Origin of the sequence: Onishia taeanensis (genome assembly GCF_003268885.1) — a bacterium.
Classification (GTDB): Bacteria; Pseudomonadota; Gammaproteobacteria; order Pseudomonadales; family Halomonadaceae; genus Onishia; species Onishia taeanensis_A.
The window spans coordinates 13305-27609 of record NZ_QLSX01000008.1 but is presented as its reverse complement, the minus strand read 5'-3'; the positions used below and the strand labels follow the sequence as shown (position 1 = coordinate 27609).

Here is a 14305-nt window from a genome sequence, read left to right as displayed (position 1 = left end):
TAGGGCCCGTTGCGGCTCTGACGTATCCTTAAGGCCTCCATGACCGTCATGGACGTGTCTACGAATTTCCCGCCGACCCAGGAGGGTTGGTGTCAGCCGAGGTGATTGATGCAACACGTCGCGATCGATGACAAGCAGGAATTGCTGGCCCAGCTTAAGGAACAGCTGGCGCACCGTCTGGACGAAGACAAGGTGAAGGCCATCGCCTCCTTCGCCGAGGTATTCTTCGCCAACGCCCCCTATGCCGATCTGGCCGAGCGCCGTCTCGAGGATCTCTACGGGGCCGTGCTCTCCGCCTGGCATCTCATGCAGCAGCACAACCCCGACGAGCCCGTCGTGCGGGTCTTCAACCCCGACTTCGAGGGGCATGGCTGGCAGTCGACGCACACCCAGGTCGAGGTGATCGGACGCGACATGCCGTTTCTGGTCGACTCGGTGCGCATCGAGCTCAATCGCCGCGGCATCACCGTGCACTCCATCTATAATGCGGTGCTGGCCACCAAGCGCGATGCCAAATATCAGCTCGAGTACATGACGGGCACCCATGCCAAGGATGCGCCGAAAGGGCGTGAGTCGTTGATTGTCATCGAGGTCGACCGCCATTCAGATCCCGAGCTGCTGGCTGACATCGAAGCAAGCCTGCACGATGTGCTGTCCGATGTGCGCACGGCAGTAGCCGACTTCGAGCCGATGCGCGAGCAGGTCAAGGCATCCCTTGCCGAGCTCAAGGCCGTCAAGCCGGCCAAGGTTGCCGCCGCTGACCACAAGGAAGCGATTGCCTTCCTCGAGTGGCTGCTCGAGAACAACTTCACCTTCCTTGGCTATGACGATTACGACGTCGTTCAGGTCAATGGTCAGGATCAGCTCAAGAAGCGCAAGGGCAGCGAGCTTGGTGTCTTCACGCTCGATGCGTCACGCTATCAGGAGCGGATCCGTAACGATCAGGGCATCGATGGCGATCACTATGTGCTGGTGCCGGAGCTGCTGTCGTTTGCCAAGAGTGCCTATCACGCTCGGGTGCACCGTCCGACTTACCCCGATTACATCTCCATCGATCGCTACGACGAGCAGGGCAATGTGATCGGCGAGCGCCGCTTCCTGGGCCTGTTCGCAGCCACCGTCTACAACGACTCGCCGCGCCACATCCCTGTACTGCGCCGCAAGATCAATGCGGTCATGGAAGCCGCTGCTGTCGATCCGGACGGCCACGACGGCCACCAGCTGCGCCAGATTCTCAACGTCTATCCGCGCGATGACCTGTTCCAGATCAGCAACGAGGAATTGACCCGCACCGCGGTGGGAATTCTCAATATTCGCGAACGTCGTCGGGTGCGTCTGTTCGTGCGCGAAGACCGTTTCGGCAAGTTCTATTCCTGCCTGGTGTTCGTGCCGCGCGATGTCTTCTCCACCGACCTGCGCGTGCGCATTCAGAATCTGCTCTGCGAAGAGCTCAATGCCAGCTTCGGTGATTTCAATACCTATCTATCCGAGTCAGTACTGGCGCGCATTCAACTGATCCTGCGCTTCAACGACGACGCCCCGGTGGACTACGACCTGGCGCGCCTGGAGCAAAAGGTCAGCGCTCTGGCGACCAGCTGGCGCGATGACCTGCACAACGCCATGGTGGAAGGCTTCGGCGAGGAGCAGGCCAATCGCCTGCTGGATATCTATCGCGATGCCTTCCCGGCCGGCTACCGCGAGGACTTCAGTGCCCGCTCCGCGGTCTACGATATTCATCACTGCGCCGAAGTCGAGCAGGGCGCACCGCTGTCGCTGTCCCTGTATCGCCTGGTCGAGGAAGACGTCGATGGCGTCAACCTGAAGCTCTTCCACAAGGACCGTCCGATCCCGCTGTCCGACGTACTTCCGGTCATGGAGAACCTGGGCCTGCGCGTGATCGGTGAGCGCCCCTACGAGATCACGACTCGCGATGGCAGCTACTGGATTCACGACTTCAACCTCGAGCATCACGGCAGCGAAATCGTCAACCTGCAGGAAATGCGCGAGCCCTTCACCGATGCCTTCCAGCGCATCTGGCGCGGTCAGGCCGAGAACGATCCCTTCAACCGCCTGGTGATCGGCGCCAACCTGAGCTGGCGCGAAGTTGCCATGCTCCGGGCCTATGGCCGCTACCTGAAGCAGATTCGCTTCGGGCTGTCCCAGCTCTATATCGCCACCACTCTGGCGAGCCACCCGCAGATCACCCGTGAGCTGGTGACCCTGTTCGAGCTGCGCTTTGATCCTGAGCAGGAAGGCGACCGCGCCGCCGAGGCCGAAGCCTGCCAGGCACGTCTGATGGCCCTGCTCGATGATGTCGCGAGTCTCAACGACGACCTGCTGATGCGTCGTTACATCGAGCTTATCCAGTCGACCCTGCGCACCAACTACTATCAGCCGGGAGACGACGGCGAGCTCAAGGACTACTTCTCCTTCAAGCTCGACCCGTCCCAGATCACCGGCATGCCCAAGCCGCGGCCGATGTTCGAGATCTTCGTCTATTCGCCGCAGGTCGAGGGCGTTCACCTGCGGGGTGGCAAGGTGGCCCGTGGCGGCCTGCGCTGGTCGGATCGTCGCGAAGACTTCCGCACCGAGGTGCTCGGCCTGGTCAAGGCCCAGCAGGTCAAGAACGCGGTTATCGTGCCGGTCGGCGCCAAGGGCGGCTTCGTCTGCAAGCGTCTGCCGGAAGGCGGCGATCGCGACGCCATCCAGCAGGAAGGCATCGCCTGCTACAAGACCTTCATTCGCGCCCTGCTCGACGTCACCGACAACCTGGAAGCCGGCGAGGTCGTGCCGCCGGTCAAGGTGGTGCGTCACGATGCCGACGACCCCTACCTGGTGGTCGCGGCCGACAAGGGCACCGCGACCTTCTCCGACATTGCCAACGAGATCTCGCTGGAATATGGCCACTGGCTGCGTGACGCCTTTGCTTCCGGCGGCGCCAACGGCTATGACCACAAGAAGATGGGCATCACCGCCAAGGGGGCCTGGGAGTCGGTCAAGCGCCACTTCCGCGAGCAGGGCGTGAACATCCAGGCCGACGAGTTCAGCGTGGTGGGCATCGGTGACATGGCCGGCGACGTCTTCGGCAACGGCATGCTGCTGTCCGAAAAGATTCGCCTGCTGGGTGCCTTCAACCACATGCACATCTTCGTCGACCCGACGCCGGACGTCGCGGCTTCCTTCGCCGAACGCCAGCGTCTCTTCGCGCTGCCGCGCTCCAGCTGGGAAGACTATGACGCCTCGCTGATCTCCGAGGGCGGCGGCATCTTCAAGCGTAGCGCCAAGTCGATCCCGATCTCGGCGGCGATGAAGAAGGCCTTCGGCATCAACGAAGACAAGCTGTCGCCCAACGACCTGATTCGCGCCATGCTCAAGTCGCAGATCGACCTGATCTGGAACGGCGGCATCGGGACCTACGTCAAGGCCGAGGCCGAGACAGATGCCGACGTGGGCGACAAGGCCAACGATGCGCTGCGGGTCAATGGCAACGAGCTCAACTGCCGTGTGGTCGGCGAGGGCGGTAACCTGGGTCTGACCCAGCGTGGCCGCATGGAAGCCGCGCACAAGGGCGTGCGGGTCAACACCGACTTCATCGACAACGCTGGCGGGGTCAACTGCTCCGACCACGAGGTCAACATCAAGATCCTGCTCGACGATATCGTCAAGCGCGGCGACATGACCGACAAGCAGCGCAATCAGCTGCTGGCGAGCATGACCGACGAGGTCTCGGAGCTGGTGATCCGCGACAACTACCGCCAGACCCAGGCGCTGTCGCTGTCCGAGATCCTCTCCCACGAGGGACTGGGCCCCTACCGTCGCTTCATCAACGAGCTGGAAGTGGCCGGGCAACTCGACCGCGAACTCGAGTTCCTGCCCAACGACGAGGAGATGCTGGAGCGCGCCAATGCCAACCAGGGCATGACCCTGCCTGAGCTGTCGGTGCTGATCTCCTACGCCAAAAGCGCGCTCAAGGGCGACCTGATTGCCTCCGACGTGCCGGACGATCCCTACATTCAGCAGCATCTGGAGCGGGTCTTCCCGAGCGTGCTGGTCGAGCGTTTCCACGATGAGATGTACGAGCATCGCCTGAAGCGCGAGATCGTCGCGACCCAGATCGCCAATGACCTGGTTGACCATATGGGCGTCGTCTTCGTGCGTCGTCTGATCGATACCACCGGCGCTGGCCGTGCCGAGATCGCACGGGCCTATATCGTGGCCCGCGACAGCTTCAACCTGGACGCTCTGTGGCAGCAGGTCGAGGCGCTGGATAACCAGGTGCCAAGCCAGGTTCAGTACCGCATGATGCTCGACCTGATGCGTCTGCTGCGCCGTGCCACTCGCTGGTTCCTGCGTCAGCGCACCGGCATGACCGCCAAGGACTGCATCACCCATTTCGCCCCACGGCTGACCCAGCTGCAGGAAAGCATCGGCAAGCGCCTGCGTGGCGACGAGCGCGAAGCCTGGGCCGCGCGTCGTGACGAGCTGACGGCAGCCGGCGTGCCGGGCAGCCTCGCCAACGTGGTGGCGGCCACGGGCAGCCTCTATGCGGGACTCGGCATCATCGAGGCCGCCAAGCAGACCAACGAGAAGATTCAGCGCGTCGCCGAGGTCTTCTACGAGGTCGGCCATCGCCTGGAACTGCCGTGGATGACCGAGCAGATCAACGCCCTCGAGGTGCGCGACAGCTGGCAGGCGCAGGCCCGCGAGACCTTCCGCGATGATCTGGATCGCCAGCAGCTGGCGCTGACCGTCGGCGTACTGCGCATGGAGAGCGGACCGCGCGAGGTCGAGCAGCGCGTCGAGCAGTGGTTCGAGAACCATGCGGCCATGTACCAGCGCTGGTGCCGTCTGCTGGTCGAGGTCCACTCCGGCTCCCAGGGCGGCTTCCCTCTGTTTGCGGTCGCCATTCGCGAGCTGGTGGATCTGGCCGAAGGCAACGCCGAAAGCTGATCCTGCCGATAGTCCTCAACGCAACGACCCCGCCATTGGCGGGGTCGTTTGCGTTGGGGGCAACGAAATGTCGGGACGTGATACAGGCGCGAAACGGGTGCGCCATGGACGCGCCCCACCCGTTTAGGCGGGGCGCGTATCGGTCACTTTACAGCAGGAAGACCGTCGCCAGGCCCAGGAAGGCCATGAAGCCGATCACGTCGGTGACGGTGGTCAACACCACAGAACCCGACAGTGCTGGATCGATGCCCAGACGCTTGAGGCCAAGGGGAATGGCGATGCCGGCGATGCCGGCCGCGAGCATGTTGATGACCAGGGCAACGGCGATGATGCCGCCAATGCGCACATCCTGGAACCACAGGGTGGCGATCACGGCGACCACCAGTGCCCACAGCACGCCGTTGATCAACGAGATGCCGATTTCCTTGCGCATTAGCCAGTTGCTGTTGGTGCGGCTGATCTGACCCAGCGCCAGGCCGCGAATCGCCAGGGTCAGGGTCTGGCTGCCGGCGATGCCGCCCATGCTGGCGACGATGGGCATCAGCACCGCCAAGGCGACGATCTGATCGAGCGCTGCCTCGAAGCGGCCGATCACCCAAGCCGCCAGGAAGGCCGTCATTAGGTTGATGCCGAGCCACACCGCCCGGCGCTTGGCGCTGGGAATGACCGGGGCGAACAGGTCCTCTTCCTCGTCGAGGCCGGCCATGTTCATCAGTGCCTGGTCCGAGCCCTCGCGGATGACGTCGACGATGTCCTCGATGACGATGCGCCCCAGCAGCAGGCCGTGCTCGTCGACCACCGGCGCCGACACAAGATCGTGCGTCTGGAAGAGGGTGGCCACGTCCCACGACTTCATGGTCACCGATACGCTGTCGATGTCGCTTTCCAGCACGTCGGCTACGGCAAGCTCCGATGACTGCGAGACCAGCCGAGCCAGCGGCAGCACGCCCAGGAAGACGCCGTTGCGGTCGACCACCATCAGGGCATCGGTGTTGTCGGGGATGGACTGGTTTTTCCAGCGCAGGAAACGTTGCACGGTTTCGAGCGTCACGTCGGCACGCACGCTGACGGTGTCGGTGCGCATCAGACGGCCGGCGGAATCTTCCTCGAAGGCCAGCGCTTCCTTGAGACGCGCGCGCTGCAGCTCGTCCATCGAGCGCAGCATGTCTTCGGCGACCTGTTGAGGCAGGTCCTCGAAGAGTTCGGCCAGGTCGCTGGTGTCCATGTTCGAGGTGGCGGCGACGATCTCATGGTCGTCCATGTCCTCGATCAGGGTGCTGCGAACCTCATCATGGACGTGCAGCAGGACTTCGCCGTCGACGTCCTGCGAAACCCGTTCCCATAGCCGAGTACGCGCGGACAGAGGCAGGGATTCGAGCAGAAGGGCGATCTCAGCCGGTTCGAGGTCATCGAGCACCTCGTCGATGACGGCGAAATCATTATCGACCAGGGCTTCATGAATGCGCGATAGCCGGCCTTCCAGGGTGTCAGTGGTGTCGGTCATAGGATCTCCCTGAGATGAAGCGGGGCGTGGCCGCGTTGACGGTGAAAGCTGACAGCGACGCCGCTTTGGCCTAACGTTGGATACACCCAGTAGACCACAAAAGGAGAGGCCCATGGCAGGCAGCAGTGACAGCTATCACGAGCCGGTGGAAGAACTTAGCGCCGCTACCCGCGATTATCACCGGGCCATCGTTTCGCTAATGGAGGAACTGGAGGCGGTCGATTGGTATAACCAGCGTGTCGATGCCTGTCAGGATCCAGAGTTACGCAAGATACTGATTCATAACAGGGATGAAGAAAAGGAGCATGCGGTCATGACCTTGGAGTGGCTCCGTCGCCAGGACAAGACGCTGGATGCGCATCTTCGGGAATTCCTGTTTACCGACGGCGAGATCGCCCACTGAGCCAGACAGGCTGTGTGATTTCCCCTGATTACCCATATTATCGACGGCCCCGCTTCGCGCGGGGTTCGTCGTTAATGGGGCCGATGCGCTATAATCCCCGCCGCTTTTTCTACCCGCGACGTTGCTATCCGCCATGTTGCCATCCGCGATGTTATCCGAGGTGGCTCACTCGTGTGCGTTGCTTCGTTCGTGTTCACCAGTTTAGGGAGTGCCATGTACGCCGCCGCCCGCTCGATCCTCTTTCGCCTTGATCCCGAGACTGCCCATGGCGTGACGCTGATGGCGCTCGATATGGCGCATCGCCTGGGCCTGTCTGGCAAGTTGGGCGGCGGCGCGCGGGTCGACGATCCCGTCGAGCTGATGGGACTGCGCTTCCCCAATCGGGTGGGCCTCGCCGCTGGGCTCGACAAGAATGCCGATCACCTTGATGCCCTTGGCGCCCTCGGCTTCGGCTTCGTCGAGGTCGGCACCGTCACCCCCAAGCCGCAGCCGGGCAACCCCAAGCCACGCCTGTTTCGCCTGCCCGAGAGCGGGGCGATCATCAACCGCATGGGCTTCAACAATTCAGGCGTCGAGCACCTGATTGCCCGGGTCAAGAAGAGCCGCTATGACGGTTTGATCGGTATCAACATCGGCAAGAATCTGACCACCCCGGTGGAGCAGGCCGTCGACGACTATCTGTTCTGTCTCGAGCGGGTGCATGCCCACGCCGACTACATCACGGTCAATATTTCTTCGCCCAACACGCCAGGGCTTCGCAACCTGCAGTTCGGCGAGCATCTGGACAGATTGCTCGGTGCGCTGCGCGAGAAAAGCCTGCGACTCGATCATGACAGCGGTCGGCGTGTGCCTCTGGCGGTCAAGATCGCGCCGGACATGAGCGACGAGGAGGTCGGCCTGGTGGCCGAGGCGCTGGTCGCCAACGGCATCGATGGGGTCATCGCCACCAACACTACGGTGGCGCGCGATGCCGTGACCGGGCAGCCCCACGCCGATGAGGCGGGGGGCCTTTCCGGTCGTCCCGTATTTGAATCGTCCAATCGTGTGATTCGTGAACTGCGGCGCCGGCTGCCGGACATGCCGATCATCGGCGTCGGCGGTATCGACAGCGGCGAGGCGGCGGTGGCCAAGCGTCGGGCCGGGGCAGATCTGGTGCAGCTCTATTCGGGCTTCATCTATCGTGGCCCGCCCCTGGTGGGCGAATGCGCCCGGGCATTGAAGCTTGCCGCCGACTGAAGGCAGGCAGGAGCAGGCGCGATGGCGATATGGCGGGATGCGGCAATAAGCCGGGATACTGCGATAGGGCTGAAGTTAAGACAGGGCTGGATATAAAAAGGCCCGTGGGTTCACGGGCCTTAGGGCATTGAAAATGGGGAACTACATGACCATGGGATTTTTGTGAATGCCGGACACGCCTGTCATGCCCGACCATTGATCCCCTCGACCTTCACGCCAACCGCTCATCCAGTATTCGCGAAGATTGACATCCTGACTGGGACATTCATCACGGGAACGGCCGCTGACCCCTGCCTTGTAACCGTGAACATAAGCGCGCTGGAAGCGATCACGTTTCTGTCGTTTCATCGGATGGCCTCTTGATGAACCAGTTTTTTATGCAAACCAGTGTTTATGGGGCATAGGCTGGGACGAGCACAGATTGCACAAGGCTAACCGCAATCCCGAGGCTCAGCGCCTGATGCCGATAGCGTCCTTGGACCAGATAACACATGCGTACCGCGTAGCTACCCCTCTACAACTAGCGCACCCGCCTAGTCGATGTCGACAGGCGATTTGGAATAAGCGCAGTACCAAAATAGCATTTCAGTAATATGACGGCGCGTCGCGCCAGGTGGCTCTTTCATGAAAGATCAGCAAGCTATTGAAACTATGACCTTATTCGCCACCTGCCCCAAAGGCATGGAGCTTCTGCTGGCCGACGAGCTTGGCAGTCTGGGGATGACGGTCACCAAGACGACGGTGGCCGGGGTGCACCTCACGGGTTCCCTCGAGGCCGCCTATCGCGCTTGCCTGTGGTCGCGCCTCGCCAATCGCATCGTGCTCTGCCTGTCGCGGGAAGAAGGCATCGAGACACCCGACCAGCTCAAGGGCTGCGCCGAAGCCATCGATTGGCGTGGCCACCTGGCGCCGGGCAAGACGCTGGCGGTGGATTTCCACGGTCAGTCCGAGGCTATCCGCCACACCCGCTTCGGCGCCCAGACGGTCAAGGATGGGGTCGTTGATGCCCTGAGAAGTGCCGGCCGCGAACGGCCAAGCGTCGACCCGCGGGACCCGGACCTGCGTCTCTATGCCCACCTGCACCGCGGGCGCCTGACCCTGGGCATCGACCTGTCCGGCGATAGCCTGCACCGTCGCGGCTATCGGCGTGAGCTTGGGCATGCGCCGATCAAGGAAAACCTCGCCGCGGCGCTGCTGGTGCGAGCCGACTGGCCGGCTCGCGCCAAGGCCGGCGAAGCGCTGATCGACCCGCTGTGTGGCTCGGGCACCCTGGTCATCGAGGGGGCGCTGATGGCTGCCGATGTGGCGCCGAACTTACTGCGCGAGCGCTTCGGCTTTCACGGCTGGGCGGGCCATGACGCCACCCTGTGGCAGGAGCTCAAGCGAGAGGCAGAAGCCCGGGCGAGCCTGGGGCGCAAGCGCTGCAAGGCCAAGCTTTATGGTCGCGACCAGAGCCCTCAGGCGATCTCGGCGGCCCGCGCCAACGCCATGCGTGCCGGTATTCCGGCGCTGATCGACTTCCAGGGGGCATCGGTCAAGCAGCTGGTGCGCCCCGCCGACCTGCCCGCCGAAGCGTTGGGGCTGCTGATCACCAACCCGCCCTACGGCGAGCGTATCGGCGAGCTGCCGGAACTGGTGCCGCTCTATGCCGCGCTCGGTGCCCGCGCCCAGGCGCATTTTCCCGGCTGGCGCCTGGCGATGCTGACCGGTAACCCGGAGCTTGGTCATCGCACCGGGCTCAGGGCCGGCAAGCAGTATGCCTTCAAGAACGGTCCGCTGGACTGCAAGCTGCTGCTGATCGAGCTGGATCAGGGCCAGGCGTCGGCGCCGACCCCTGATCAGGCGGCGCCTGCCAAACGCCGCGCCGTTGGTGGTCAGTCATCCGGGGACGATCATGATGGCGACGCGTCCGGCGACGAGTTCCACAAGGCGGCCTCTAACTCAGCCACTAACTCAGCCACCAAGCCAGCCACTAAGTCGTCCAAGGGGGCGGCCGCTCACTCTGACGAGCGCCCGGCGCGCTCGGAAGGGGCGCAGATGTTCGCCAACCGCCTGCTGAAGAATCGCAAGCGCCTCAAGTCGTGGCTCAAGCGCAGCGGTGAGCCCTGTTATCGGCTGTATGACGCCGACATGCCCGAGTATGCGCTGGCGATCGATGTCTACGGCGATCGGGTGCATGTACAGGAGTACGCGCCGCCCAAGTCGGTGAATGCCAACCAGGCTCAGCGCCGACTGCTCGACGCCCTGGGCGTGATTCCCGAGGTGCTCGAGGTCTCGCCGGAGCACGTCTACATCAAGCAGCGGGAGCGCCAGTCCGGCAAGGCGCAGTACCAGAAGCACGCCGCCAGCGGCGAGCGCTTTCAGGTCCGCGAGGGCCGCGCCCAGCTGTGGGTGAACCTGCGCGACTACCTGGACACCGGACTCTTCCTCGACCACCGGCCGGTGCGCCGGATGCTGGCCGAGATGGCGCCGGGTAAGCGCTTCCTGAACCTGTTCTGCTATACCGCCACGGCGACCGTGCAGGCAGCGCTGGGCACCCAGGCCGAGGGTGGAGCCAGCGACAGCGTCAGCGTCGATCTCTCGAACACCTATCTCGAGTGGGCGCGGGAGAACTTCGCCTTGAACCGTCTCGACCCCAGCCGCCATCGGGTGGTGCGTGACGACTGCCTGCGCTGGCTCGAAACCGCCGGCAGCGAGTTCGATCTGATCTTCCTCGACCCGCCGACCTTCTCCAACTCGAAGAAGATGGAGGCGACCCTCGACATCCAGCGCGATCAAGGCCGGCTCGTCGAGCTGGCCATAGCGCGCCTGGCGCCGGGAGGCACCCTGGTGTTCTCCAACAACCAGCGCCGCTTCGTGCTCGATGCGTCGCTTGAGGAACGCTTCGCAGTGGAGGATATCTCGGCCAAGACGTTCGACCCGGATTTCACCCGTCGTCCCGACCTGCACCATTGCTTCCTGATCCGCCATCGGGACGATGCAGCATGAGACCTTCGACTCACTCTTGATATGGCCAACGCCGCCCCGACCGGCACCATTGCTTCCTGATTCGTCATCGGGACGAGGCGGCATGAAATAACGGGCCCGCTGCTGGGTCCTTGATGTCCGCGAACAGAAGGGTCGTGTCGAGGCCTGAGCATGGCATCAGCGGCGATGTGTTGCTCTCGGCGGTGCCATTGCGACGCCAATTCGCCATAATCGGGATTCACCCCGTCACCTGGAGCCTCGCGATGGAGCAAGCGTTCTGGCAAGAGCGTTGGCAAAACGACCAACTGGGCTTTCATCTGCCCTTCGTTCATCCGATTCTCACACGATTTGTGGCGGGCTACGATTTGCCCGCCGGAGCGCGGGTCTTCGTGCCCCTGTGCGGCAAGACGCTGGATATCGGCTGGTTGCTGGATCAGGGCTACCGGGTCGTCGGCGCGGAGCTCAGTGAAAGGGCAGTCAGCCAGCTGTTCGCCGAGCTGGGCGTAGAGCCGCAGATCGATGCCTGGAAGGGCGGTCGTCGCTTTTGTCATGGCGCGCTGACAGTCTATCAGGGCGATATCTTCGCGCTTGAACCGGTGGACCTGGGGGCGGTGGCGCTGGTCTACGATCGGGCAGCGCTGGTGGCGTTGCCGGCGGCGATGCGCCAGGCCTATGTGGCACAGTTACGGGCCCTATCGGACGGCGCACCGCAGTTGCTGATCAGTTTCGAATACGACCCACAAGAGATGGATGGGCCGCCATTTCCGGTGCTGCCCGATGAGCTGGAGCGCCTCTATGGCGGTTCACACGCGCTTGCCGAGCTGTCGCGCAAGGACGTGATCGCCAATCAGCAGCGCTTCCGCGAGGCAGGGGTGACCCGCTTTGTGGAAGTCGCCTGGCGGCTGACGCCTGCGGTATGACAGGTGGGCCTTATGGAGGTTGTGTTATCAACAGCCGCGCGGGCCTGACGCTCTATACCACGCTGGGGTGTCATCTCTGCGAAGAGCTGGAGACCTGGCTTGCGCTGCTGGGGCCAGAGACGCCGGCGCTTCGCCGCATCGAGATCGCCGACGATGCGGCGCTGCTTCAGCGCTACGGCGAGCGGATTCCGGTGCTCAGGGATGCGTCGGGAAACGAGCTGGAGCGGGGCTTCGAGCCCGCGCGGTTAGCCGCCTGGCTTGAGGCGCGGGGATGGCTCGATCATGCGGCCTGGCAGCGGGCGCAAGGAGTCGATGCCCCTGCCGAGCCTGAGTCCGAAGGGGCGGTGATGCATAACGGCCGGCGCTATCTTGGCGGCCTTGGCGGTTCGCGCGGTGAGGATTAGCGCCTAGAGGCGTGGCGCTGATTGAGGCGTCGTGCTTAGAGGGCGTCGAGCAGCGAGAGCTGCTGCACGGCGTCGCGGCCTTCGGGGGTATCGTCCTGCGCTTCCAGTATCTTGTGGAAACCGCGGGACGTCTGGATGGTGGCGACGTCTTCGAGCCAGAGCATGGCCTGGGCATAGTCGTCGGCCAGCCGGTGCTGCAGGCCGCCGAACTGGGTGCCGATCTGCCCCCAGGCGCGGCTGAAGATCCAATCGCCGAACATGTCCTGATGTACGTGCACCAGCACATAGTCGTGGTTACTTTCCCAGCGAACGATCACGGCGGCTCCTGGCGGCATTCCGCGCGCGCGCAACAAAAAAATGGGGGCGCGGAAACGGGGGTGAAAACGATAGTAAAACGGGACTAAAACGAGACGGGCCCCGCCCTAGTGGGCGTGGCTCGCATGCTATTGTAACGGCCTGACCGGCATGAACAACCCATCTCACTGGCCACGGTCGTGCCGGGCACCGGCCCGCCAACCCGTTTCGCAAGCTGCAAGGAATCGCCATGCGTCTGCTTATCGACTCCCATGTACCCAAGGCCGAGGCCTGCTTCGCCGATCTTGGCTCGATCACCCGGCTGCCCGGCCGCGAGATCGATGGTCAGGCGGTGCGCGACGCCCAGGCCGAGGTGCTGGTAGTACGCTCGATCACCCGGGTCGATGAAGCGCTGCTCGAGGGCTCGACGCTGCGCTTCGTCGGCACCTGCACCATCGGCACCGACCACATTGACCAGGCGGCCCTCGAGGCGCGGGGTATCGGCTTTGCCAATGCGCCGGGCTGCAACGCCGAGGCGGTGGTCGACTACGTACTCTCGAGCCTTTTGACCCTGGCCGAACGTGAGGGCACCGAGCTCGATCAACGTCGGATCGGCATCGTCGGCGCCGGCAACGTGGGCGGGCGACTCTATCGACGCCTGACAGCGCTGGGCCTGAATTGCCGGGTCTGCGATCCGCCGAGGGCCGAACGAGAAGCCGAAGAAGTGGCTGAGCGAGAAGCCGGTGATCCGCAAAGCCCCCCGTTCGATGATCTCGATACCCTGATCGAGGAGTGCGACGTGCTTTGCCTGCACACCCCGCTGGTGCGCGAGGGCGAGCACCGCACCCATCACCTGCTCGATGAGGCGCGCATCGAGGCCCTCAAGCCGGGCAGCTGGCTGCTCAACGCCGGGCGTGGTGACTGTCTCGACGGTCAGGCGTTGCTGGCGCGGTTGGCGGCCAGGGGCGACCTGCGCAGCGTGCTGGACGTGTTCGAGGAGGAGCCCGCCATCGACGAGGCTCTGTGGCGGCTGGCCGATATCGCCACCCCACATATCGCCGGCCATAGCCTGGACGGCAAGCTGCGCGGCACTCATCAGGTCTATCGGTCGGCGATGAAATACTTCGGTTCGCCGGTGCGGGTCGCGTTTGCGGACCTGGCGCCGCCGCCGGCCCTGCCATCTCTGACCCTGGACGCCGGCCTCTCGCCCTGGGAGGCGCTAAGGCTCTGTGTGCGCGCCTGCTATGACGTGCGCCGGGACCATGATGCGTTGATCCGCTATCAGCAGCAGAAGGGTCTGACGGCCGGGTTCGACGCCTACCGCAGCGAGTACCCACTGCGCCGCGAGTTTTCTACCCTGACGGTACGGCTGCGCCCGGCGGCGGCGTCGCTCGAGCCGTTGCTCACCGCCGCTGGCTTCGCCGTGGTGGTCGATGGTTGATCCGGCGGACAGACGGGGTGATGGGGTACTAAGCCGAGCGGTGTCGGCGTATGCGACCTTAGTCTTATAAAAATGCTCCGTGTTTTTTCGATCCTGGGACATCGTCTCTAGGATCGGGACACTGGGGCTGCCCTCGCCCTGCGCGGACAGGCAAGCTTGCCCGCTCATTGTTCGAGGGAAGCAAGA

10 protein-coding genes are annotated in these 14305 nt (G+C 63.7%); 7 read left to right on the top strand and 3 right to left on the bottom strand.

The genetic code is table 11. The annotated features are described in order from the left end of the window. Positions 1-108: 108 nt before the first annotated feature. Positions 109-4950 (top strand): NAD-glutamate dehydrogenase, encoded by a 4842-nt coding sequence (locus BCL93_RS11595; protein ID WP_112055439.1) that lies wholly within the window; start codon positions 109-111, stop codon positions 4948-4950. A gap of 148 nt (positions 4951-5098) precedes the next feature. Here BCL93_RS11595 and mgtE read toward each other — a convergent pair whose 3' ends face one another. After that, positions 5099-6454, bottom strand: coding sequence for a magnesium transporter (gene mgtE / locus BCL93_RS11590; RefSeq protein ID WP_112055438.1), 1356 nt, complete (start codon positions 6452-6454; stop codon positions 5099-5101). A gap of 112 nt (positions 6455-6566) precedes the next feature. Between mgtE and BCL93_RS11585 the strand changes: the two genes are divergently transcribed. Both BCL93_RS11585 and BCL93_RS11580 read left to right on the top strand, forming a co-directional pair. Further along, positions 6567-6857 (top strand): encapsulin-associated ferritin-like protein, encoded by a 291-nt coding sequence (locus BCL93_RS11585; protein WP_112055437.1) that lies wholly within the window; start codon positions 6567-6569, stop codon positions 6855-6857. Between the two features lie 213 nt (positions 6858-7070). Further along, a complete protein-coding gene (locus tag BCL93_RS11580) occupies positions 7071-8093 on the top strand; it encodes a quinone-dependent dihydroorotate dehydrogenase (protein ID WP_112055436.1) in 1023 nt (340 codons plus the stop codon). A 141-nt stretch (positions 8094-8234) separates the two neighbouring features. On the opposite strand, the gene rmf is transcribed toward BCL93_RS11580, so the two are convergent. Then, positions 8235-8441 carry a ribosome modulation factor gene (gene rmf / locus BCL93_RS11575; protein WP_092526096.1) on the bottom strand — a complete coding sequence of 69 codons (207 nt, stop codon included), beginning with the start codon at positions 8439-8441 and terminating at the stop codon, positions 8235-8237. 276 nt (positions 8442-8717) lie between these two features. Between rmf and rlmKL the strand changes: the two genes are divergently transcribed. The 3 genes from rlmKL to BCL93_RS11560 all read left to right on the top strand — a co-directional run bounded on the left by rlmKL (position 8718) and on the right by BCL93_RS11560 (position 12384). Then, positions 8718-11081, top strand: coding sequence for a bifunctional 23S rRNA (guanine(2069)-N(7))-methyltransferase RlmK/23S rRNA (guanine(2445)-N(2))-methyltransferase RlmL (rlmKL, locus tag BCL93_RS11570; RefSeq protein ID WP_112055435.1), 2364 nt, complete (start codon positions 8718-8720; stop codon positions 11079-11081). Between the two features lie 242 nt (positions 11082-11323). Then, positions 11324-11980 carry a thiopurine S-methyltransferase gene (gene tmpT / locus BCL93_RS11565; protein WP_112055434.1) on the top strand — a complete coding sequence of 219 codons (657 nt, stop codon included), beginning with the start codon at positions 11324-11326 and terminating at the stop codon, positions 11978-11980. After that, positions 11977-12384, top strand: a complete 408-nt coding sequence (locus BCL93_RS11560; protein ID WP_112055433.1) for a glutaredoxin family protein — start codon at positions 11977-11979, stop codon at positions 12382-12384. Before tmpT ends, BCL93_RS11560 begins: the two co-directional genes overlap by 4 nt. Positions 12385-12419: 35 nt before the next feature. Here the strand turns inward: BCL93_RS11560 and BCL93_RS11555 are convergent, their stop codons facing one another. Next, positions 12420-12701: a hypothetical protein gene (locus BCL93_RS11555; RefSeq protein ID WP_112055432.1), complete on the bottom strand. Its 282-nt coding sequence runs from the start codon at positions 12699-12701 to the stop codon at positions 12420-12422. 227 nt (positions 12702-12928) lie between these two features. Here BCL93_RS11555 and pdxB point away from each other — a divergent pair, with 227 nt between their 5' ends. Then, a complete protein-coding gene (gene pdxB / locus BCL93_RS11550; RefSeq protein WP_112055431.1) occupies positions 12929-14119 on the top strand; it encodes a 4-phosphoerythronate dehydrogenase PdxB in 1191 nt (396 codons plus the stop codon). Positions 14120-14305 lie beyond the last annotated feature (186 nt).

Excerpts from the sequence above, each read along its gene's own strand:
- BCL93_RS11595 (WP_112055439.1), top strand. The coding sequence starts at position 109 with ATGCAACACGTCGCGATCGATGACAAGCAGGAATTGCTGGCCCAGCTT.
- mgtE (WP_112055438.1), bottom strand. The coding sequence starts at position 6,454 with ATGACCGACACCACTGACACCCTGGAAGGCCGGCTATCGCGCATTCAT.
- BCL93_RS11585 (WP_112055437.1), top strand. The coding sequence starts at position 6,567 with ATGGCAGGCAGCAGTGACAGCTATCACGAGCCGGTGGAAGAACTTAGC.
- BCL93_RS11580 (WP_112055436.1), top strand. The coding sequence starts at position 7,071 with ATGTACGCCGCCGCCCGCTCGATCCTCTTTCGCCTTGATCCCGAGACT.
- rmf (WP_092526096.1), bottom strand. The coding sequence starts at position 8,441 with ATGAAACGACAGAAACGTGATCGCTTCCAGCGCGCTTATGTTCACGGT.
- rlmKL (WP_112055435.1), top strand. The coding sequence starts at position 8,718 with ATGAAAGATCAGCAAGCTATTGAAACTATGACCTTATTCGCCACCTGC.
- tmpT (WP_112055434.1), top strand. The coding sequence starts at position 11,324 with ATGGAGCAAGCGTTCTGGCAAGAGCGTTGGCAAAACGACCAACTGGGC.
- BCL93_RS11560 (WP_112055433.1), top strand. The coding sequence starts at position 11,977 with ATGACAGGTGGGCCTTATGGAGGTTGTGTTATCAACAGCCGCGCGGGC.
- pdxB (WP_112055431.1), top strand. The coding sequence starts at position 12,929 with ATGCGTCTGCTTATCGACTCCCATGTACCCAAGGCCGAGGCCTGCTTC.